The organism is Caballeronia ptereochthonis (genome assembly GCF_001545075.1).
GTDB classification, from domain to species: Bacteria; Pseudomonadota; Gammaproteobacteria; order Burkholderiales; family Burkholderiaceae; genus Caballeronia; species Caballeronia ptereochthonis.
The window spans coordinates 69,982-91,977 of the sequence record NZ_FCOB02000007.1 but is presented as its reverse complement, the minus strand read 5'-3'; the positions used below and the strand labels follow the sequence as shown (position 1 = coordinate 91,977).

Below are 21,996 nucleotides of genomic sequence, written 5' to 3'. Positions count from 1 at the left end.
CCCGTCTTGTAGCGAGGTGCCGGATCGCACTGGCCACGCTCTGCTTCGTCGAGACAGAGCCGCGCCGGCCTAGCCGACTCGCGCGATCTCGTCGAGCAAGGCTGCGCTCATCACCTCGAGCGGGGCCGGTTTGCCTGTATACAGTTCGATCTGTCCGCAGAACTGATGCAGCAGCATCCGCGTTCCATCGACCACCCGGCAGCCGAGCGCCTCGGCATCGCGGATCAGTTTCGTGCGAACCGGGATGAAGGCCGCGTCCATCACGACGAGATGCGGGGCAAGCTGCCCGGCGCGCAACGGATTGACCTCCGGCGCGCGGAAGCCGGCGGCGGTCGCGTTCACGACGACATCGAACGCATGCGGATCGAAGTCGCCGGGATTGCCGCCGAAGTCGAGGCCAAAGTCGTGCGCGAGCTTCTGCCCGCGCGACGCGGTGCGGTTGAACACGGTGACCCGGGCGCCAGCGCGCCGCACACCCCAGGCGATCGCGCGAGCCGCGCCGCCCGCGCCGAGCAGGGCGACGCGCCGGCCGTCGAGCGGAGTCGCCTCTTCGAGCGCGCGCACCGCACCGACGCAGTCCGTGTTGTAGCCGGTGAGACGCCCGTCGCGGTTGTCGATGGTATTGACCGCGCCGATCTCGCGGGCGGTTTCGTCGAGCGCGTCGAGGTGGGGAATTACGGCTTGCTTGTGCGGCATCGTCACGTTCAGTCCGCGGATGCCGAGCGTGCGCATCGCGGCTATCGCGCCGGCTGCGTCCTCCACGCCGAAGCTGACGAACGTGTAGTCCACGCCGAGCGCCCGATAGGCCGCGTTGTGCACCTTGACGTTGAAGGTGAACGGCTGGCCGGCGAGCGAGCCGCACAGGGAGGGAATCGAATGGGGCATGGTCGACATCGTCGGGTCAGTGCTTCGAGAGATCGAACGCGGCGATGGGCGCTTCGCCATCGAGCACGCGCAGCAGGTTGTCGGTCGCGAGTTCGTCCATCGCGCGCCGTGTTTCATGCGTCGCCGATCCGATGTGCGGAAGCTGCGTGACTTTCGGATGCGTGCGCAGCGGTGAATCCTGCGCGAGCGGCTCGACGGCGAACACATCGAGTCCGGCGGCGCGCAGGTGGCCGCTATCGAGCGCGGCAAGCAGCGCGTCCTCGCGCACGATCGCGCCGCGCGAGCCGTTCACGAAGATCGCGCCGGGCTGCATCGTCGCGAACGCCTGCGCGTCCATCAGGCCGCGCGTGTCGTCCGAGAGCGGCAGCGTCAGCGCGACGATGTCCGCGCGTTCAAGCACGTCGTCGAACGCTACGCGCTCCGCGTGCCCGGCGAGCATCGGGGGAACGGGCACGTCGAACGGATCGTGAAAGAGCACCGGCATGCCGAAGCCGAGCGCGGCGCGCCGTGCCACCGCCTGGCCGATGCGCCCGAAGCCGAGCACGCCGAGCGTCTTGCCGTGCACGTCCCAGCCGAAGAGGTCTTCGCCGATGTTGCGCGTCCAGCGGCCTTCGCGCACGTGGTTTGACAACTCGACGAGGCGGCGCGAGGCCGCGATGATCAGCGCGAACACCGTGTCGGCGGTCGTCTCGGTCAGCACGCCGGGCGTGTGGCAGAGTGTGATGTCGCGTTGTTTGAGATGCGCGAGGTCGTAGTTGTCGACGCCGACCGAAATGCTCGAAATCACCTTCAGTCGCGGGGCGCGTGCGAGTTCGTCCGCGCCGAGTCTGAAGCTCGAGCCGATCAGGCCATCGGCGTCGCCGAGGGCATCGCGAAAGCGCGGCAGTTCATCGGCGCGTCTCGGGTCGGCGACGGTCACGTCGTGCTTCGCCTGGATGCGTTCGAGCAGATCGTCCGGCAGTTTTCGAAAGACGACCACCTTCCTGCGTGCGGCGCTGGGCGTACGCATGCTTCTCTCCTGTTACTCTTTGCTTGATTGGTCGGGGCGTCAGCGCGGCGTCGTGCGCAGCGACGAGGGTCCGCCTGTCAGCGCGATGCGTTGCCCGGTATCGCGCAGATGACCGCCGTTCACGGCATAGAACGCAAGCTCTTTCTCGACGTTGAACTGGACGATCAGGGTCTTGCTGTCCGCGGTGAATACGATGCCCTGCGCCGCCTCGCCGCCCGGCGCTTCCGCAACCTTCACGGCCTGACCGTCGCGAATCGCGAACAGCAGCACCTTGCCGCGCGCGTGGCGTCCGGGGTTGTCGGGCGTCAGGTTGGAGCCATCCATTGCCTGCACGCCGATCCATTTGCCGTCGGGCGAGATCGCCACGCCCTCGGGCAGCGACGGCACCGTCACGTGCTGAACCGCGCGGAACGGCGCGCGCGAGACGTCGATGAGCGTCACCGCGTCGGCATCGCCCGCGAGCTTGCCCGTGTAGGAGGGCAGGCCGGCCAGCCCGACATCGCTCACGACGGCCCACTTGCCGTCGCTCGACACGTCGATCGTGTAGGGCGCGACGCCGCTGGAAAGACGCACGCCGCTATCGGTCACGCGGCCATCGGCGATGTCGAGCACGGCGACGCCCTGTTCGTCGCGCAAGGCGACGAGCGCATGCGCGCCGTCGTGCGTGAAGCTCACACCGGCGAGCCGCTTCTGCGCGATCTTCAGCGTGTCCACGAGCGTCACGCGCTTTCCGTCGATGCCGAGCACCGCCACGCTGCCGTCGACACACGCGACGAGCGCGAGGCGGCCGCTCCTGTCGATGGCGATGCCCTGCGGATGGCTGCCGATATCGAGCCGGGTCACGGCGGGCGGCGTTGCCTGCAGGTCGACCACCTGCACGAACGAATCCATCAGCAGCTTTTTCGCCGCATGGTCGTAGCGCGTGGGCGCACCGACGAGCGCGACGCTCGCATCGGGCGTGATGGCGACCGCCTGCGGCGGCCCCTGGATGCCGTTCTCGACTTCCACCTGGACCTTGACCTGCGGGGGGAAATGGCTTGCGTCGAGGAGCGTCAACGTGTCCGGCCGGGGATCGTCCGGGTACGTGTCGCGGCCTTCGACGCGCTGATACTTGCCGTCGTTGCCCGACACGATCCAGTCGGCCGCGTGCGACGCGCATGCCGCGACGGCAATCGTCAGGCCGGCGAGGGCGCGGACGCGGCGGCTTCGGCTTGCCAGTGATATACGCATGTCGTTTGTCTCCTTTAGGCTCAGACCACGCTGGTCAATCCGCCGTCTACGAAAAGCGTCTGTCCGTTCACGAAGTCCGACGCCGGCGACGCGAGAAACACCGCCGCGCCGCACAGTTCCTCGACGCGGCCCCAGCGGCCCGCCGGCGTGCGCTTGCAGAGCCACTCCGAGAAGGCCGGATCGTCGACGAGCGCGCGATTGAGATCGGTCTCGAAGTAGCCGGGCGCGATCGCATTGGTCTGAATGCCGCGCCGCGCCCATTCCGCGCACATGCCCTTGGTGAGCATGCGGATGGCGCCTTTGGTCGCCGCGTAGGGCGCGATGCCCGGACGCGCCAGTTCGCTCTGCACCGAACCGATGTTGATGATCTTGCCGCGCCCGCGCGCCAGCATGTGCCGCGCGACGGCTTGCGAAACCTGGAAGACGCCGTCGAGATTGACGCGCAGCAGATCGTTCCAGTCGCGCTCGTCGAAGCTTTCGAGCGGCGCGCGGCGCTGGATGCCCGCGTTGTTGACGAGAATGTCGATTGCGCCGATGTCCTTCTCGATCCGTCCGATGGCGGCGATGACCTGCTCGCGGTCGGTCACGTCGAATACCGCGATGCCGACGTCGAAGCCTTCGTCGCGCAGGCCGGCCGCGACAGCGGCTGCCTTGCGCTCATTGCGATCATTGATGATGATTGCCGCGCCGGCGCCCGCGAGGCCACGCGCCAGCGCCAGCCCGATGCCGCGCCCGGAGCCGGTGATGAGGGCGCGCTTTCCCTGAAGGCTGAAGAGTGTCAGTGTCTCGTCCATTTTTAGCGACGCATCCCGCTGCGGATGCGGTTTGTCTCCGAATGCGCCTAGTTCACCCGAATAACGCCGGTCGCGCCAATAGTCTTTGATGACGCTGTTATCATGAATTGTGATTACGGGGCTTGTGCGCCTGCGGGTCGGGAGATTTCATGGAACTCAAGCATCTTCGCGCGTTTGTCGCGCTCGCCGAGGAACTGCACTTCGGCCGGGCGGCACAGCGCCTGTGCATCGTGCAGCCGGCGCTGAGCATGCAGATCAAGGCGCTCGAAGAGGAGCTCGATGTGCGGCTGTTCGAGCGCGACCGTCACAAGGTCACGCTGAGCGCAACCGGCAGGCTTTTCCTGCCCGAAGCACGCGCGACGCTGCATCAGGCGGCGCGAGCCGAGCAGACCGCGCGGCTGTCGGCGCGAGGCGAAATCGGCACGTTGCGCATTGCGTTCGTGTCGTCGGTGCTGCCGAAGCTGCTGCCGGCGCTGATTCGCGCGATGCATGCGCGCTATCCGCTCATCACGCTCGAACTGAAGGATATGCCGACGCCGGATCAGATTGCCGCGCTCCAGGACAATCAGCTGGATTTCGGACTGATCCGCCTGCCCGTGAGCGGCAGCGGCCTGGAGATCCGCGTGGTGCTCGAGGAACCGTTCGTCGTCGCGCTTCCCGACGATCACGCGCTCGCCACGCGGCCGGTGATCCATCCGCCTGATCTCCGGGGTTTTCCTGCTTTCGTGCTCGCGCGGCGATACGCGCCGGGTTTCCACGACGGCATGCTGGTGGCGTTGAAGCGCGAGGGCGCGGATCTGAACATTGCGCAGGAGCTCGGCGAGTTCTCGACGATGCTCGCGCTGGTTTCGGCGGGTCTCGGCATCGGCGTGATTCCCGAGGCCGCGGCGATGGCGTTGCCGCCGAAGGTCGTGGCTCGACCGCTCGCGCTGCGCGATCATAAGGCGGGAATCGGGATTGCCTGGTCCGGAGCGAGCAATGCGATCAAGCGCGCGTTGCTCGATGTGATCGATTCGATGTAGTTGGTTACCTCGGATTCTGTCACGGGAAAATCGATGGCAAAACGCGACATTTGTATCTGGCTTTGACACTTGAAATATGTTGATAAGTTTCATTATGTAAAATTAAGAATTCAATCTTCCGACAACGAATTCCCACTTCGCGAAAGCTGGAAGCGATTATGTCCAGAGCGCGCAGCGGTGGATTCGCTATTTCTGCAACCTTGAGAAGCGCATCCATGAATCGAAACCGTCCTACTGGTCGTTCAGCGCGGTACCACGCGCATGGATGTGCAAATCGCATTGATGCCATAGCGCTCCCCCGCGTCCTTCGCATTGAATGGCGGTGGCGTGCTGATTTCGCTGCTGCTGATGGGCTACAGCCTCGTCCGCAGCGCTCGCCTTGCTGTGGAATCTCCGCTCGGCTTCGCGTGGAATGCCTGCTCGCTTTGCCGTGGAACGGCCGCTCGATTTGCGTGGAATGCGCACTCACACATAGCAATCTGGCGACGATGCTGCCGTCCCTGCCGCCGCTCTTCAAGGACATCAACGTGCGATTCGTGGCGCTCATTCTCAATGTACTGGTGGCTTTTGTGGTCAACTCCGTAACGCAATTGAGGTCGAGGTCGGTATCATAGAACGGCCCGGGAGGGTCTGTCGTTACAGACTCTCGTGAGATGCGGTCGGTTGTTGTAGACCCTAAGCGGCCATTCGATACAGCATTCAGGAGTGACCGCTTCTGGACGGTTACTGAAAATCGCAGTTCCAAGCCCATGTGACGTCCGCGAACTTCGGCAAGTGCGGCCTTTGACCAGTTCGTTAGATACGACGTCGGAATTCAGAACGTAACAACGCGAACTGCAGGAGATCGTGATAGGTGCCACGCCAGTACCCGGCCTGACGCTGGTACCCTTCACAGAGAAAGCCCAGCGTCTCCAGCGTTTGTATAAAGGGTGCGTTTTGAGGGTGAACCTGGGCTTCGACGCGGTTTAGCTGCATCGTGTCGAAACCGTAATCGATTGCGGCAGAAAGCGCTTCGTTCATGTATCCATTGCCACGCGCAAACGGAGCCAACTCATAGCCGACGACGCAGCTTCGCCAATTTCGATTCCATCGGAAGAGACCGCACGTACCTAGGAAAAGGCCGTCCGAAAGTCTCTCGACGGCCCAGCGCACGGCAGAGCCACTGCGCCACCAGTCAGCAAACACCTGAATCAGCTTGTCGGCCTCCCCTAATCGGTCATTGGATCGGTACCGTACCAGCGCATGCCTTCCGCGTCGCCATGCACAGCAAACAGCGAAGGTGCGTCGCAGGGCAAAAGCTCCCGCAATGACAGCCGCGAAGTTGTCAGGGTTGGAAACGTGGTCATTAGACTCAGATTGGGATCGGGGAGCTCATGATCGCATGCCATATGCGGCATCTCGCTCAGTTCTCGCACAGGCGACCCGCTCGACCTCGCCCGCAACCTCATTCCACCAGCTCGTTGATTCGCCATCGCGTGCGACTGGGTCGATCGCTTCTCGATAGATGGCCTTGGCTTGTTCGACGGATATTTTCATCGCCTGTCCATTGTTCGCTAGTGCCGTCACGACCGTCACACCGAAGCCCGCTCACGGACGCGTCAGTAAGCGCAATATGCGCGGATCGTGCCGCACGTCGATCACCATCTCAATCTTGATATCGGCCATATCGGCATGCGCCGGATTGAGAATGTAGTTGTATGCGAAAGGCATCACTGCGCTGGGGACTTTGAGCAATGCCGTTGATCCACCTTCAAGCCATTCGCTCCCGGCGGACTGTGTGTACGACGTGTCCTCTCTCCAGTTCTCCGGTAAGACGGCCTCGCCCAGTTCGGCAATCGCCACCTGATCACTGACCGCAACGCGCAGGAGGCGATACGTTTCGGGAAGATCCGCGGTGGATCGAATTTCTTGATGAACAAGCGTCTCGAGCAGTGCGCCGGCCGGATGTTCGGCCAGATAGACTACTGGCCGTCCGGCAAAGTGCCAACGACCGGGCGCACGCAGCCCCCCTATGCCTTTCAAGTCGGCGTAGTTGCTGATCCTCCACAGAACCATCAGGCGAAGTATCCCTCGTCAATCTGTACCAGTGCGTCCTCGACAAGGCGCGCCCCGTGCTCGGTTGCGGCCATTTCAAGGGCGGTGCGGCCATCGAAGCGCTTTTGCGGATTGCGCAACCAACTCAGGGCCTTTTCGTTGCTGCCAAACGCGGCGTTCGCCTGCGCAACGATCCTGGCCAAACGAATTGCGCGATCCGACTCTTCCGTCGAAAGGCGTTCGTGTTGCTGCCGACGATGCGTCAACGTGCGCCGCGGAATGATGAAGACTAATTCGTCGGCTTTCAGTCCTCGCGCGGCGAGTCGGTCGATCACGTCGATGTCCACGCGCTCGCGCGCCAATCCGGCGAGATCGGTGTCATCCCGGACGCGCGCATCCAGCAGCTCTCCGAGCAGTGCATATTCCGCCCGTCGCGCGTTGCCGGCCCCAGTCGGCGTAAATGCAATCGTTCCCATGATTCCTCCGCTTGGCAAAACGCCCCTCAATTATAGGCATTTTGCCCACCGAGCTGCAACTTACCGCATTCATGGCGCGCTGCCCGTCCTCACGCCCAGTTCTGAAAAACGACCATAACTCATTGTTTTTGCGAATATTTTTATCAAACAGTCAAAGTGATGGCGCACGCACCGGGCTCGCCAGGCCAGTTCAGCGATCTTGCGCCACGCGTGAAGGAGGCAACGGCGCCACTTGCGCGGCTCTGGTAACCGTTGGGACTGTCGGTGACGGTGGCTACAGCATCGCAGACCCAATCGAAGCTCTGCTCATGATCCCGCCTATCCTCGAACAGGTCGCGGTACAGCTTCGCTCCCAACCTTCGAGCCCTGTCCAGTAGCAGGAGCATGAGGCAGACACGGACTTCGCACGTGCACGTCGGAAGCACAGGCGGTGGTCGACTCCAGCACAGCAAGTCCGCAGTCAGGAAACCGAGGATAGGTGTCGTGTCACCGCATTAGGATCGGAAAGACAGCCGCTCGGCCGGCCATTGAGACAATCGTGGAGCGACGTTTCAACGACCGCCGACCAAGCCGGCCGTTCGCCGGAGGGCGGGCGCGGGAGGCACAGTGGACGCTGCTTGGTGAACGCGCCCATCTGAACATGAAGAATGTGTGCTTTCGGCCGATGCAGTCCGCGAACTGCCCGAAAAATCGGACGCCTGCAAAGTACGCCGAGAATCGATGCAGCGGTCGACGTCGCCGCCTTCGCGAGCGGCAAGCCGAAGTGCTTCGCCGGATACCCGGCAGCCAGATGACGAGACCGTAATAGGCGGAGAACCGAGCACATAAAGAGAATGCGGCCGCTGCCCTTGTGGTTACGGAACTGGGAGACGCCCTCTCACGACTGTCATGTCGACTACCTAGCATTGCGCGGCGATTGCCAAAAGGATGGCAACAAATTCGTTCATCGCTTGCGAGGTAGCTTCGTCTTTTCGCGTAATGACGCTGTAATTCGACATTGTCCGCCGTATTGGCACGTCCAGGTAGCCTAGAAGGCCATGCTTGACGTACTTGTCCATCGCTGCCTGTGGTTGAAGGGAGATCATGTCGGTGGCCTGCAGCAACTCCAGCGTCGAGAAGATCGAGGGCGTTTCCACGATGCCCACCGGCGCGATCATCCCAGCCGCCGCGAACGTCTCTTCAAATAGCTGCCGCATGGCGGTACCTTGCGGATACAAGATCCATGGCCACCGGCCCAGGTCGGTGATTTCCATGCGCCGCCGCTTGAGCAACGGATGATGTTGCCCGACGACCGTACGCGCAGGCTCCGCCAATAGATCGACCACATGGAAAAGCGCTTCGTGTCGTGGCTCTGTCGGACGCCCGACCATCACATCGAGTCGCCTTTCCTCAAGCCATGTCGCGAGCTGATCACTACTTTGCTCGACCAGCTTGATGATGAGTCTCGGGCGTCTGCGCTGGATCTCCTTGATAGCCGCGGTGACGAGTTGTGCGGCGGAAGCCGGAATGAAGCCGACCGTAAGATGACCATAGCCGCCATTCTTCAGTGTCGCGAACTCGTTCGAAAACTTGCCCAGACCGGACAGCGCCGTGCCGGCATAGCGGACCGAGAGCGTACCGAGATCGGTCGGCCGCATTTCGCGCGGTAGCCGTTCGAACAGCGGCGCACCGAACATCGCCTCCAGATCGCTCAGGATCTTCGTCGCGGCCGGCTGCGTGATGTGCATCTGCTCAGCCGCGATACGGAGGTTGCGCGTACGTCCCAGCAGTTCGAGCAACTGGAGATGCCTGAAGCGCAGCTTCGTCAGCACTGGAATAGCGGAGTTGCTCGAATCTTGCGACATAGGGTAAACGCACGGAGACTCATAACCAGATGGAATTGATTTTACTCAACTCTCGATTGGACGCTTATCAAAAGCTCAATGGACAATCCAAAGCGCATCGGGCCTTTACTCGCCCGACAGCTTCGAACCACCACCCTTACTGACGCGATCACGATGAATACACAAGTCCGATACTCCGCCGATGAACTGCAAGGCTTCGCACAGCGTCTGCTGGTCAGGGCCGGAATGGAGGGCGTCAAAGCGCTGGCAGTCGCCCGAACGCTTGTGGATGGCGACTTGATGGGACACGACACGCACGGGCTCGCGCTGCTGCCCGCTTATATCCGTGAGATTGAAAACGCCGCGATGACGTGCTCCGGCGAGCCTGAGGTCGTTTCAGACCGGGGCGCCAGCCTTCTGTGGGATGGCCGGCGTCTTCCTGGCCCGTGGCTGGTTCTCAGTGGCATCGAAACACTCGCGCCGAGGGCAAAGGAATATGGGAGCGCGACGTTGGTGATTCGGCGCAGTCATCACATCGCCTGTCTTGCCAGTTATCTGGAGAAGGCCACTGCCGACGGGTTCATGATCGTGCTCAGCAGTTCCGACCCGGCGGTGCAAAGCGTGGCCCCTCATGGCGGCACGCGCTCCGTATTTACGCCGAATCCGATCGCGGCGGGCATTCCGACCTCGGGCACGCCGTTTCTGATCGATATCTCCTCATCGACCGTAACGAACGGCATGACCGCGCGCCGGCATAAAGCGGGAGAACTCTTCGAGGAGGCATGTTTTCTCGATGCGGATGGACAGCCCAGCCGCGATCCAGCCGTGCTGTCCGCTGAGCCTCCGGGATCGATCCTCCCGGTCGGCGGCATGACGTGGGGACATAAGGGCTTCGGGCTAGCGTTGATGATCGAGGCGCTGACGGGAGGTCTCGCAGGTCACGGCCGGGCCGATCCCGCCGATGGATGGGGCGCCACCGTGTTTCTGTCGTTATACGATCCGGCGGCCTTTGGCGGTCCCGCCGCGTTTGTGCGGCAGATGGACTGGCTCGGCGATGCATGCCGAGAGAATCCGCCGCGCCCCGGAACGTCGGGTGTGCGGATGCCGGGCGATCGCGGACTGAGCCTCAAGCACGAGCAACTTCGCGACGGAGTCGCTCTGCACCCGACGATCGCCCCGGCACTTGAAGCCTGCGCGCAGCGCTATGAACTTGGGTTTCCTGGTGCACTACCTGGCTGATCCGAGCGAGAGCCTCAGACTCTCGCTCACGGCGGCGCCGTGTTGCCGTTACACGTCGTGGGTAAGCGCGGCCGGCGGAATCGGGCCGCGCACGAGCAACCAATAGCCGATCACCGCGACGGCGGCAACGCCCGCGCCGACGAAGAGCGCGGGCTGGAACGAGCGTGTCTGCTGCACGATGAAGCCCGTGATCACCGGTGCCAGCGCGCCGCCGAAGTAGCCTCCGAAATTCTGCATGGCGCCGATCGACGCGGTGCAGTTGGAAGGCGCAGCAACGGATGCCATCGCCCAGGCCGCACTGCTCGACACATACAGGAGCAACATCGAGATCGAGATGAATACGACTGCCAGTGTCGCGCTGTGCGTGAGGCCAGTCAGTACCGTGAACACGGCGACACCGAAAAGCGAGGCCGCCATCGGGTACTTCCGGCTGTTGATCGCCGAGACCCCTCGCCGAGCGAGAACGTCGCAAATCTTTCCGCCAGAAAGACTCCCCACCACGCCGAAGAGATAGGGGACCGCCGCCACCCACCCCGACTTCGCGATGGTCAGGTGAAATTCCATTTGCAAATACGTCGGTAACCACGCGTTGTAGAGCCACAAGACGTAGATCGTGCCGAAGAATCCCAGCAGCATGCCCCACGTGGTGCCGAACTCGAACAGACGGCGCCACTCGCGCCATGTCGGACGACTCTGGATTTCCCCATCGACGTCAGACAGATACGCGCGCTCCCGCTGCGTCAAGTCGACCTGACGCGGGTCGCGATGCACGAGAAAGAAACACAGTGCCACGACGAGGCCGGCGATTCCCATGATGCCGAACATCCATCGCCATCCCACGGTCAACATTACGACCGTCAGCAAAGGCGCCGAGATTGCGGTGCCGAGCGTCGACGAACTGTTCCAGATGCCGGTTGCAGCGCCACGCTCCTTCTTGCCGAACCAGTCGCGAACGACTTTGGCGCTCGTGGGAAACTGCGGCGCCTCCCCGATTCCCAGCACCATGCGAGCGGCGAAGAACTGGCCGAAGCCGCTCACGACGCCGCCGAACGCTTGCGCCACCGACCATGTCGCGAGGCTGACGGTTAGCATGACGCGTGCGCCGAAGCGATCGACCAACGCGCCCGCTGGCAGTTGCGCAAACGCATAAGCCCATAGGAATGCGGAAAGCAGCAGGCCCATTTCCCCGACCGAAAGTCCAAGATCCTGCCGGATCAGCGGATTCGCGATGGACAGGGTTGCGCGATCGATGTAATTGATGACTCCGCTCAGGAGGAGGAGAGCCAGCGCGGTACGCTGGATTCGCCGCACTCTTGGCGAAGCCCGGTCGTTTGAAGCGATGTTCTGAGCGCCGCTGGCGTCCGACTCCGGCACACGCGGCACCGCGGAGGATTGCTCCATGGGTAAGTCTCCTGGATATTTTGTTTTATCGGCGAGGCCGTTTTCTCGATGCGAGCGCGCGGATTGCCGCATCGGACTGACGCACGATAGGGCCGCATCCGTTGGAAATCCAATCAAATTTTCTCGTAATGCAATTCCATTTGTTTATCGCGATCTAGGGGCAAACCCGCGCGGCACCGCTGACGGCCACCGTGAAGAGATCAAAGCAAAGATCCGGGTTGTCCATGAGCGCCACAAAGGCCGCTACACAATCAGAAAGCATTCGACGGAGCTTGGCTGATCCTCGGATGCCAGGCCGATAGCTGGAATCGGAGATTCAAATCTGGCGTTGATTGCGCCAACGCACTATTTTTTGGGGATGCCGACATTCGCAACGGGAGCAGGCAAATGGCGCAAGAACTGGTCGTCGCGACCTTCAAGAACCTGGACGTGGCGGAAAGAGCCGCGCGGGACTTCAGGAACTTCGAGACGGACAATGTCGGCTTCAAGATCGAGAGCGGCGTCATGGTGCAGAACGACGCCGCGGGCCAGCTGACCGTACTCCATAAATACACGCAGTCGTTCTGGGGCACGGTGATCGGCGCGGTAACGGGTGGCCTGATCGGCCTGCTTGGCGGTCCGGCCGGCGTGCTCGCGGGCCTCACCATCGGCGCGGGCGCGGGGCTCGCCGGGCGTGCGGTCGAAGACGTTCTCGACCGCAGGCTGACAAAATCCATCTCCAGCGAACTCCTGCCCGGCAACGTCGCGCTGATCCTCGAAGTCAAGGAGCCAGCGCCGTTCGAGGTAGAGAACGTGGTGCTCGGCTATGGCGGCAAGGTGTTTCGCCAGCCGCTTGCGTGGTAACGCGCCCGGCTCGTCAGCGAGTGAACGGCAGATGCCGCGCCGGAATCAACGACGCCGTCGAAAAGGTCGGGAAGATTCACGATGCGCTCGTTCGAGGTGCGACTGCCCACCGGTCGCTGTCGCCGGACATGGTCACGCTGGAGTGGCCTGCTCGAACGCAACCTCTGCTCGCAGACTATCCAGGTCCCGCCCGACAGTGGCTACCGCGAGCCGCCTATTCTTGTACCAGTAGGTTACCGTACAGTCATGTGCGCCTGGGTCGCCTTCTATGTCGACGCGATCCCAATGCTCCGCGTGACCCACGTAGTTGATCGCCGTATCGTAGTGCTGGGTCCAGAAGAAAGGGATAGCTGTGAAGCGCTGCGTTGCTCCGAGCATATTTCGCGCGGCAACCACACCCTGCCGCTCTGCCACGACCCAGTGTTCGACACGGATGCGATCTCCCGTTCTCGGGTCCGGCCAGCGTGCGATATCGCCCGCGGCATAGACGCCTCGGGCACTCGTCTGCAGAAATTCATCGACGCTCACCCCGTGGTCGACTATCAGGCCGGCCTCCTGCGCCACACTCACTTCGGGGCGAACGCCGATCCCGGTCACGACCAGATCGGCGCCCAGCACCTCGCCGGTAGACAGTTTCACGCGATCCGATTCGATTTCAGTAACCGTGGCCCCGAGATGAAAAATGACTCCCTTCGACTCATGAAGCGTTCTGATCATCTTGCCCAGTGCTTCCCCAAGGACGCGCTCCATGGGATGGGCGCCGGGTGTCACGACGTGCACCTGCAATCCGCGCGTGCGCAACGAAGCCGCGACTTCGAGCCCGATGAAGCCCGCGCCGACCACGACGCATTGGCGTGCCGTACCGAGACGCGCGATCAGGGCATCGCAGTCGGCAAGCGTGCGAAGCACGCGCACGTGCGACAGGTTTGCACCGGGCACCGTGAGGCGCACCGGTTCGGCGCCAGTGGCAAGCAGCAATGCATCGTACGTCACCTGACTGCCGTCCGAAAGCATGACGGTCTTTTGCGCCGGGTCGAGCTTGACGGCGCGAATGTTGCATCGCGCATCGATGTGATGATCTGTGTAGAACGTGGGAGACCGCAAAGGGAGCCACGCGGCTTGCGCGGTTCCGGCAAGATAGTCCTTCGACAGATTCGGCCGGTCGTAAGGCAGCGCGCTATCGGCGCTCAACAACGTAACGGGGCCCTGATAGCCTTCTCGTCGCAAGGTTTCGGCCGCCGCGTTTCCGGCTGCACCGCCGCCGATGATCACCACCGATCCGGGAAGCTGTGCAGCCGTCAATTCAGGTGGCCGTACCGCAGGCAGCGCTTCGCATACAAAAGCCCGGCCGTCGCGCTGCTCCACGCGCCAGCATTTCAGATCGTCCTGAGCGGGGGGCCGCAGAAGCTGGCCTGTACGAAGACTGAACGACGCATGATGCCACGGACATCGAACCGTATCTGCGACCAGCAGGCCGTCGGCCAGTGGCGCGCCGTAGTGAGGACAGGTCGCGCCGATAGCGAACAACTCACCGGCCCGACGCACGAGCAACACGGGTTCTTCGCCGACATGGCCTGTCACCATGCCGCCATCGGCGATATCCGTTGCCGGAATGCCTTGAGTGAAATCGGTTCCCGCAATTGATGACGAGCTTTCGGACATTGCACCACTCCCGGCTGACCGCCCAGCAATATTATCGTCCCATTCCCGCAAGAAGACAGATACTAGGACGAGGTTGCCCGCACTCGCGAATATTGTTGGTTATGCCGACAACACGACGCTGACGAAACGAAACAGACATACGGCAAGAAAGGAGCAGAACCATCATGTCGAAAGTTTTATGTGTCCTCTATCCCGATCCCGTAACCGGATATCCGCCGCACTACGTGCGCGACAGCATCCCGACGATCACCGTCTACGCCAATGGCCAGAGCACCCCGACTCCGAAGGGTCCGCTTGGCTTCAGGCCGGGTGAACTCATCGGGTGCGTGTCCGGCGAATTGGGTCTGCGCAGCTATCTGGAAGGGCTCGGCCACGAATTCATCGTGACGAGCGACAAGGACGGGCCGGATTCGACATTCGAGAAGCATCTTTCCGATGCGGAGATCATCATCTCCCAACCGTTCTGGCCGGCCTATCTGACCCAGGAGCGGATTGCCAGGGCGAAGAAGCTGAAGCTTGCGTTGACAGCCGGCATCGGTTCCGATCATGTCGATCTCGAAGCGGCCGCGCGTGCCGACATCACCGTCGCCGAGGTGACCGGCTCCAACAGCGTCAGCGTGGCGGAACACGTCGTGATGGTCGCGTTGTCGCTCGTCCGCAATTACCTGCCATCGCACGACGTCTCCGTCGCCGGGGGCTGGTTGATCGCCGACTGTGTGTCGCGCAGCTACGACATTGAAGGCATGCATTTCGGCACGATCGGCGCGGGCCGGATCGGTCTCGCGGTGCTGCGCAGACTCAAGCCATTCGGGCTGCATCTGCACTACACCCAACGGCACCGGCTGAGTCCGGAAATCGAGCAGGAGCTAAGCCTGACGTTTCACCCTGATGCCGAATCGCTCGTGAGCGCAGTGGATTTCGTCAATCTTCAGATACCGCTTTATCCGTCGACTGAAGGCATGTTCAACGACAGGATGTTTGCGAAAATGAAACGCGGCGCGTACCTCATCAATACGGCGCGCGCAAAACTGGTGGACCGTGACGCCGTTGTGCGCGCGGTCGAGTCCGGCCACATTGCGGGTTATGCGGGCGATGTCTGGTTTCCCCAGCCGGCGCCACCGGAGCATCCGTGGCGAACCATGCCGTTCAACGGGATGACGCCACACATCTCCGGCACATCGCTCTCCGCGCAGGCCCGCTATGCGGCTGGCACGCTGGAAATTCTGCAGAGTTACTTCGAGCGAACCCCTATTCGCGAGGAATATCTTATCGTTCACGGGGGTGCACTTGCCGGCACAGGCGCGAAATCCTACGGGCTGACCTGAATGCGGACGTTGGTATCTCGTTGCTACGGGTGCGCGGCGGACAAGCAAAAACGGCCAATCCTGCGATCGGCCGTTTTACTTCGGCATAAGGTCTTTACCCAAGACCTTTAACCTGTGCCCCGCAATCTTTGAGCCGCGAAATTTCCATCGTTTCATGTACAGGTCGCCAATGACTGGTCCTGCTGCGTGCCCCTTCTCGCGGTATCCGCAAGCGCGCTACTGATAGGTCCCCGCCATGCGCTCGAGCGGAATGGGCTTGATTTTCGACGCCTGTCCGGCACAACCGAACGCCTCATTACGCAGGCGGACAATGCCTTTCGCCGCCTTCTTTGCCGCAGCCAACGCCTTGCGTGGGTCGAATTCGCTGCGATCTTCGGCCAGCAACTTGCGAGTCGCACCCATCATCGCCAGCCGGATATCGGTATCGATATTCACTTTGCGCACGCCGTTCTGAATGCCGCGCTGGATTTCCTCGACCGGTACGCCGTAGGTTTCCTTGATGTCGCCGCCGTACTGGCGAATGATCTCGAGCCATTCCTGAGGTACGGAACTCGAGCCGTGCATCACGAGATGGACCTTCGGAATTGCGTGATGGATATCCCGGATGCGGTCGATGGCCAGGATATCGCCGGTTGGCTTGCGCGAGAATTTGTATGCCCCGTGGCTCGTGCCGATCGCGATCGCGAGTGCATCGACGCCGGTTTGTTCGACGAAGTCCTTGGCCTGCGCCGGATCGGTCAGCAGCATGTCGTGCGACAGCGTGCCTTCCGCACCGGAGCCATCTTCCTCGCCGGCGGCGCCGGTCTCCAGGGAACCGAGACAGCCCAGTTCGCCCTCCACCGACACACCCACCGCATGTGCGAATTCGCACACGCGGCGCGTCGTGGCGACGTTGTACTCATAGTCGGACGGCGTCTTCATGTCCTCGCGCAGCGAGCCGTCCATCATCACGCTGGTAAAGCCCGAGCGAATCGACGCCTGACATACGGCCGGGCTGCCGCCATGATCCTGATGCATCACGATCGGAATGTCGGGGTGCGTTTCGACGGCAGCCAGCACCATGTGGCGCAGATAGGCCTCGCCCGCATATTTGCGCGCACCCGCGGAAGCCTGCAGGATGACCGGACTATCGGTCTCCTGCGCGGCTTCCATGATGGCCTGGATCTGTTCCAGATTGTTGACGTTGAACGCCGGTACGCCGTAGCCGAACTCCGCCGCATGATCCAGAAGCTGACGCAATGAAATGATGGCCATGATGGTACTCCTAGCAAGATTAGTGATGGAGCGGGTCGTGTGCCGCGGCAGCACGCTGTTCGAGTATGTCGACTGCGGGCAGCGTCTTGCCCTCGAGGAATTCGAGGAAAGCGCCGCCGCCAGTGGAGATGTAGCTCACGCGATCGGCAACGTCATACTTGGCGATGGCAGTCAGCGTATCGCCGCCGCCGGCAATGGAGAACGCCGGGGATTCGGCGATGGCGTGGGCCAGCATTCGGGTACCGTTGCCGAACTGGTCGAACTCGAACACGCCGACCGGGCCGTTCCACACGATGGTCCCGGCGCCTTTCAGGCGATCGACCAGCATGGCGGCGGTCTTCGGGCCAATATCGAGGATCATGTCGTCGTCTTCGATGTGGGCAACGTCTTTCACGACCGCTGCGGCGATGGCCGAGAACGCTTTCGCGCATACGACGTCCACCGGAATCGGCACGGACGCGCCACGCCGAGCCATCGCGTCGCAGACGCGCCTTGCATCGGCGACCAGATCCTTCTCCACCAACGATTTGCCGATCTTGAGGCCGGCCGCCAACATGAAGGTATTGGCAATGCCGCCGCCGACGATCAGATAGTCGACCTTATTCGCGAGTGATTCCAGGATGGTCAGCTTGGTCGAGACCTTCGAGCCCGCCACGATGGCGACCAGCGGGCGCGCCGGCTGGCTCAGCGCCTTGCTCAACGCGGCGATCTCGGCAGCCAGGAGCGGGCCGGCGCACGCAACCGGCGCATAGCCGGCGATGCCGTGAGTGGTGGCTTCAGCGCGGTGCGCGGTACCGAAGGCATCGTTCACGTAGATATCGCACAAACCGGCCATTTTCCGGGCCAGCGCGTCGCTGTTCTTTTTCTCACCAGGATTGACGCGACAGTTTTCCAGCAGCACCACCTGGCCCGGCTCCACCGTCACGCCGTCCACCCAGTCTTGCACCAGCACCACTTCGCGGCCAAGCAGCTCCGAGAGGCGCTGCGCGACCGGCGTCAGGGAATCGCGTGACTTGAGTTCACCTTCCACCGGCCGCCCCAGATGGGAGGTCACCATCACCGCCGCGCCGGCGTTCAGGCAGAGCTCGATGGCAGGCACCGACGCGCGAATGCGCGTATCTTCCGTGATGTTGCCCGCCTCGTCCTGCGGCACGTTCAGATCGGCGCGGATAAAGACGCGCTTCCCCGCCAGCTTATCCTCGGCGGCAAGATCGGCAAGCGTAACGACAGATGACATGACGGTCTCCTAGCTCGCGTTCGCAAACGCGACGGCCGTATCCAGCATGCGGTTGGAGAAGCCCCATTCGTTGTCGTACCAGCTCGATACCTTCACCAGCCGGCCCGACACCTTGGTCAGCGTCGCATCGAAGATCGACGACGCCGGGTTGTGGTTGAAGTCGGCGGAGACCAGCGGCGCCGTGTTGTATTCGAGGATGCCTTTCATCGAACCATCGGACGCGTCCTTCAGGATCGCATTGACTTCGTCCACCGTGGTGTCCCGTTGAGCAATAAACGACAGATCCACCAGCGATACATTGAGCGTCGGCACGCGAATCGCGAAACCGTCCAGTTTGCCGCTCAGTTCCGGCAGTACCAGGCCGACAGCCGCGGCCGCACCGGTCTTGGTCGGAATCATGCTCATGGTGGCCGAGCGGGCGCGTCGCAAATCCTCGTGATAGACGTCGGTCAAGACCTGATCGTTGGTGTACGAATGGATGGTCGTCATCAGACCGGTCACGACACCCAGCTTTTCGTGTAACGGCTTGACCAGCGGCGCCAGGCAGTTCGTGGTGCACGACGCGTTGGAAATGACCTTGTCGTCGGCGCGGAGTACCTGCTGATTGACACCGTAAACGACGGTGGCGTCGACATCCTTGCCGCCGGGCGCCGAGATCATCACCCGTTTGGCGCCCGCCATCAGATGAGCCGACGCCTTTTCCTTGGTCGTGAACAGTCCGGTGCACTCCATCACCACATCGACACCGAGTTCGCCCCAAGGCAACTCGGCGGGATTGCGCACCGCCAGCACCCGGATCCTGTCGCCGTTGACCACGAGACAGTCTCCATCGACGCTGACCGTGCCCGGAAATTTTCCGTGGGCGGTGTCGTACTGCGTCAGATGGGCATTCGTGCCGGCGTTGCCGAGATCGTTTATCGCCACGATCTCGATGTCATGCCGTTTGCCGTCTTCGTAATGGGCACGCAGGACATTGCGGCCGATACGGCCATAACCATTGATTGCTACCTTGATACTCACGGGTCTTGTCTCCGTTCGATTGTTGTCGGCCTCAGGCGGCCGATACTCGCCTGCCCGGTGCCAAAATATCCGGCAGATCTTCCAGTGAATCCAGCAGATGGTCGCAGTCCAGCGCTTCTGCCCCAGCCGGTCCCGCGTAGCCATAACGCACGATATAGATCGGTATGCCGGCCCCACGCGCCGTCGCAACATCGACCGGCGAATCGCCGACCAGGACACTGCCGGCCACGTCGGCACCGAGCAGGCGGCAGGCATGCCGCACCGGCTCGGGATCGGGTTTCATCTGCGCAATGGTGTCGCCGCCTATCACTACTTCGAGGTAGGCCGCGAGTCCTGTCATCGCAAGCAGCGGCGCGGCAAGCGATTCCGGCTTGTTGGTCACGCAGCCCAACCGGTACCCTTGCGCGCGCAATGCGTCCAGACCGGCGATCACGCCGGGAAATACACGGCTCAGACTCCCGTTGATCCGCGCGTAATGCCGGTGGAACAGCGCTTCGGCCTGCGCCGCATCGGCTGTCGCGTGGAGACCGCCGGCTTCGAGCGAGCGCCGCACCAGATTCGGCACGCCCTTGCCGATGAAACCGGCGACGGTGTCGAACGGCAGCGGCACAGTGTGCAGATCGGCCAGCATCTGGTTAGCCGCGGCGACGATGTCCGGTGCGCTATCCACCAACGTGCCGTCCAGATCGATGAGCACGGTCCGGCAAGTTGCCTGGCTGCTTTCCATCACTGTTGCTTCCCGATCAGCGACAGGGCCGCTTCCGCAACGCGAGTCGAGGTCAGCCCGAAGTGTTCGTAAAGCGCTTCTGCCGGCGCGGATTCGCCGAAGCTGTCGATGCCGACGGACGCCCCACGCTCCCCGACCACACCACGCCAGTACCACGTCACGCCGGCTTCCACGCTGACGCGCGGCACGCCGGGCGGCAGGACGGCGTCACGATAGCCAGCGTCCTGCGCGAAAAACAGCTCGACACAGGGCATCGACACCACGCGCGCGCCAATGCCTCGTTCGGCGAGCGTCTGTGCCGCCCGCCCGGCGATCTCCACTTCGGAACCGGTCGCAATCAGCACGACATCGACCGCGGCCGCGTCGCCCAGCACGTAACCGCCGCGCTTGATGTCCTCGATCTGTTCGGCACTGCGTTCCATCGGCGTCAGCGCCTGTCGGGACAGCACGAGGCAGCTCGGCCCGTCCGTTCGCTGCACGGCCGCCAGCCATGCGATCGCGGTTTCCACGCCATCGCAGGGACGCCAGACCCGATTGCCGGGAATCAGCCGCAGGCTCGACGCGTGCTCGACCGGCTGGTGCGTCGGGCCATCTTCGCCCAGCCCGATGGAATCGTGCGTCAGCACATGAATGACGCGCAGCTTCATCAGTGCGCCCATGCGAATCGCATTGCGCGAATAGTCGGAGAACGTCAGGAAGGTGCCTCCATAAGGGATGAACCCGCCATGCAGTGCGATCCCGTTCATCACCGCAGCCATGCCGAACTCGCGCACGCCGTAGCTCAGATAGTTGCCCGTGCCGTGGTGATTGACCCAGGTCGATGCCTTGACGTTGGTCAGGTTCGAACCGCTCAGGTCAGCCGAGCCGCCGAATAATTCCGGTAACACGCCGACGAGCTGCTCGAGCGCCAGTTGCGATGCCTTGCGGGTCGCCATCTTCTGATGCAGCGCCGACGACCGGTCATTCACGGCGGACATCAAGCCGTCGTCGTAGTCGGGCGGCAGCGTCCCTTCGCAGCGGCGCAGCAGTTCGGCGGCCAGCTCGGGGTACGCGGCGCTATAGCGGGCAAAGCGTCGAGTCCAGTCGTCCTCTGCCAGCGCGCCGCGCTCGCGCGCATTCCACGCGTCGGCAATATCGGCCGGCACGTCGAACGGCGCAGCCACCCAGCCCAGCGCGTCGCGCATGCCGGCGACCTCCTGCGCCCCCAGCGGCGCGCCGTGCACGTCGTGTCCTCCCGCCTTGTTCGGCGCGCCCTTTCCGATCACGGTGCGGCAACAGATCAGCGACGGCTTTTCACTTGACTTGGCTTCAGTCACGGCCCGGTCGATGGCCACGGCGTCGTGGCCATCCACGGTCGCTACGTGCCAGCCGTACGCGAGAAAGCGCTGGACCGTATCGTCGGCAAACCAGCCGGACGTGTCGCCATCGATGGAAATGCCGTTGTCGTCATAGAGGCAAATCAGTTTGCCGAGCGCGAGCTTGCCGGCCAGCGATGCTGCTTCGTGGCTGATGCCTTCCATCAGGCAGCCATCGCCGAGAAACACATAGGTCGCGTGGTCGATGATCGTGTGACCATCGCGGTTGAAGGTGGCGGCCAGCAGCCTTTCGGCGAGCGCCATCCCCACCGCATTGCCAAGACCTTGTCCGAGAGGGCCGGTGGTCGTCTCCACGCCGGGCGTGACGCCCACCTCCGGATGGCCCGGCGTGCGGGCATGGAGCTGGCGAAACCGCTGCAGCTCGGCGATCGGAAGATCGTAACCACTCAAATGCAGCAACGCGTACAGCAGCATCGATGCATGACCGTTGGACAGCACGAAGCGGTCACGGTCGATCCACTTCGGATTGGCCGGGTTGTGGCGCAAGTGCCGCCGCCACACCACCTCGGCGATTTCCGCCATGCCCATCGGCGCGCCCGGGTGTCCCGACCTGGCCTTCTCGACGGCGTCGGCCGCCAGAAAACGCAAGGCATTGGCGCATTGCGATTTCATCCGTTGATGTTCTGGAGCATTCATCGC

The 21,996-nt window shown here is 62.8% G+C and carries 19 protein-coding genes; 4 read left to right on the top strand and 15 right to left on the bottom strand.

Annotated elements, in window-relative coordinates; genetic code table 11:
- Window positions 1-69: 69 nt before the first annotated feature.
- The 4 genes from aroE to AWB83_RS09305 are packed head-to-tail and all read right to left on the bottom strand — an operon-like array spanning window position 70 to window position 3,918.
- Entirely contained in the window at window positions 70-885 is an 816-nt protein-coding gene (aroE, locus tag AWB83_RS09320) for a shikimate dehydrogenase (RefSeq protein ID WP_087044752.1), read from the bottom strand.
- A gap of 16 nt (window positions 886-901) precedes the next feature.
- Window positions 902-1,894, bottom strand: coding sequence for a 2-hydroxyacid dehydrogenase (locus AWB83_RS09315; RefSeq protein ID WP_087044536.1), 993 nt, complete (start codon window positions 1,892-1,894; stop codon window positions 902-904).
- A 39-nt stretch (window positions 1,895-1,933) separates the two neighbouring features.
- Window positions 1,934-3,124, bottom strand: a complete 1,191-nt coding sequence (locus AWB83_RS09310) for a YncE family protein (protein ID WP_087044534.1) — start codon at window positions 3,122-3,124, stop codon at window positions 1,934-1,936.
- A 20-nt stretch (window positions 3,125-3,144) separates the two neighbouring features.
- Complete coding sequence (locus tag AWB83_RS09305) at window positions 3,145-3,918, bottom strand: SDR family oxidoreductase (RefSeq protein WP_087044532.1); 774 nt, start codon at window positions 3,916-3,918, stop codon at window positions 3,145-3,147.
- 149 nt (window positions 3,919-4,067) lie between these two features.
- On the opposite strand from AWB83_RS09305, the gene AWB83_RS09300 reads away from it, so the two are divergent.
- Window positions 4,068-4,940, top strand: coding sequence for a LysR family transcriptional regulator (locus AWB83_RS09300; protein WP_087044530.1), 873 nt, complete (start codon window positions 4,068-4,070; stop codon window positions 4,938-4,940).
- Window positions 4,941-5,735: 795 nt separating this feature from the next.
- Here AWB83_RS09300 and AWB83_RS09295 read toward each other — a convergent pair.
- The 4 genes from AWB83_RS09295 to AWB83_RS09275 form a co-directional block, all read right to left on the bottom strand.
- The gene (locus AWB83_RS09295) at window positions 5,736-6,125 is read right to left on the bottom strand and encodes a GNAT family N-acetyltransferase (RefSeq protein ID WP_244197641.1); all 390 of its coding nucleotides are present in this window, start codon (window positions 6,123-6,125) and stop codon (window positions 5,736-5,738) included.
- 402 nt (window positions 6,126-6,527) lie between these two features.
- Window positions 6,528-6,998, bottom strand: coding sequence for an RES family NAD+ phosphorylase (locus AWB83_RS09290; RefSeq protein ID WP_087044527.1), 471 nt, complete (start codon window positions 6,996-6,998; stop codon window positions 6,528-6,530).
- Window positions 6,995-7,450, bottom strand: coding sequence for an Xre family toxin-antitoxin system antitoxin (locus AWB83_RS09285; RefSeq protein ID WP_087044525.1), 456 nt, complete (start codon window positions 7,448-7,450; stop codon window positions 6,995-6,997). Before AWB83_RS09285 ends, AWB83_RS09290 begins: the two co-directional genes overlap by 4 nt.
- 899 nt (window positions 7,451-8,349) lie before the next feature.
- Complete coding sequence (locus AWB83_RS09275) at window positions 8,350-9,294, bottom strand: LysR family transcriptional regulator (RefSeq protein ID WP_087044521.1); 945 nt, start codon at window positions 9,292-9,294, stop codon at window positions 8,350-8,352.
- 153 nt (window positions 9,295-9,447) lie between these two features.
- Here AWB83_RS09275 and AWB83_RS09270 point away from each other — a divergent pair, with 153 nt between their 5' ends.
- The gene (locus tag AWB83_RS09270) at window positions 9,448-10,512 is read left to right on the top strand and encodes an Ldh family oxidoreductase (protein WP_087044750.1); all 1,065 of its coding nucleotides are present in this window, start codon (window positions 9,448-9,450) and stop codon (window positions 10,510-10,512) included.
- Between the two features lie 48 nt (window positions 10,513-10,560).
- On the opposite strand, the gene AWB83_RS09265 is transcribed toward AWB83_RS09270, so the two are convergent.
- On the bottom strand, window positions 10,561-11,913 hold the full coding sequence (locus AWB83_RS09265; protein WP_087044519.1) for an MFS transporter: 1,353 nt from the start codon (window positions 11,911-11,913) through the stop codon (window positions 10,561-10,563).
- A gap of 387 nt (window positions 11,914-12,300) precedes the next feature.
- Between AWB83_RS09265 and AWB83_RS09260 the strand changes: the two genes are divergently transcribed.
- The gene (locus tag AWB83_RS09260; RefSeq protein WP_087044517.1) at window positions 12,301-12,756 is read left to right on the top strand and encodes a DUF1269 domain-containing protein; all 456 of its coding nucleotides are present in this window, start codon (window positions 12,301-12,303) and stop codon (window positions 12,754-12,756) included.
- 132 nt (window positions 12,757-12,888) lie between these two features.
- Here the strand turns inward: AWB83_RS09260 and AWB83_RS09255 are convergent, their stop codons facing one another.
- Window positions 12,889-14,418 carry an FAD-dependent oxidoreductase gene (locus AWB83_RS09255; RefSeq protein ID WP_087044515.1) on the bottom strand — a complete coding sequence of 510 codons (1,530 nt, stop codon included), beginning with the start codon at window positions 14,416-14,418 and terminating at the stop codon, window positions 12,889-12,891.
- A gap of 164 nt (window positions 14,419-14,582) precedes the next feature.
- On the opposite strand from AWB83_RS09255, the gene AWB83_RS09250 reads away from it, so the two are divergent.
- Window positions 14,583-15,743 carry an NAD-dependent formate dehydrogenase gene (locus tag AWB83_RS09250; protein ID WP_087044513.1) on the top strand — a complete coding sequence of 387 codons (1,161 nt, stop codon included), beginning with the start codon at window positions 14,583-14,585 and terminating at the stop codon, window positions 15,741-15,743.
- A 216-nt stretch (window positions 15,744-15,959) separates the two neighbouring features.
- Here AWB83_RS09250 and fba read toward each other — a convergent pair whose 3' ends face one another.
- The 5 genes from fba to tkt are packed head-to-tail and all read right to left on the bottom strand — an operon-like array spanning window position 15,960 to window position 21,993.
- On the bottom strand, window positions 15,960-16,997 hold the full coding sequence (gene fba / locus AWB83_RS09245; RefSeq protein WP_087044511.1) for a class II fructose-bisphosphate aldolase: 1,038 nt from the start codon (window positions 16,995-16,997) through the stop codon (window positions 15,960-15,962).
- Between the two features lie 19 nt (window positions 16,998-17,016).
- The gene (locus AWB83_RS09240; protein WP_087044509.1) at window positions 17,017-18,234 is read right to left on the bottom strand and encodes a phosphoglycerate kinase; all 1,218 of its coding nucleotides are present in this window, start codon (window positions 18,232-18,234) and stop codon (window positions 17,017-17,019) included.
- 9 nt (window positions 18,235-18,243) lie between these two features.
- Entirely contained in the window at window positions 18,244-19,254 is a 1,011-nt protein-coding gene (gap, locus tag AWB83_RS09235) for a type I glyceraldehyde-3-phosphate dehydrogenase (RefSeq protein ID WP_087044507.1), read from the bottom strand.
- A 31-nt stretch (window positions 19,255-19,285) separates the two neighbouring features.
- Window positions 19,286-19,981 carry a phosphoglycolate phosphatase gene (gph, locus tag AWB83_RS09230; protein ID WP_087044505.1) on the bottom strand — a complete coding sequence of 232 codons (696 nt, stop codon included), beginning with the start codon at window positions 19,979-19,981 and terminating at the stop codon, window positions 19,286-19,288.
- Window positions 19,981-21,993, bottom strand: a complete 2,013-nt coding sequence (gene tkt, locus AWB83_RS09225; protein ID WP_087044503.1) for a transketolase — start codon at window positions 21,991-21,993, stop codon at window positions 19,981-19,983. The genes gph and tkt overlap by 1 nt, the downstream gene beginning before the upstream one ends.
- Window positions 21,994-21,996 lie beyond the last annotated feature (3 nt).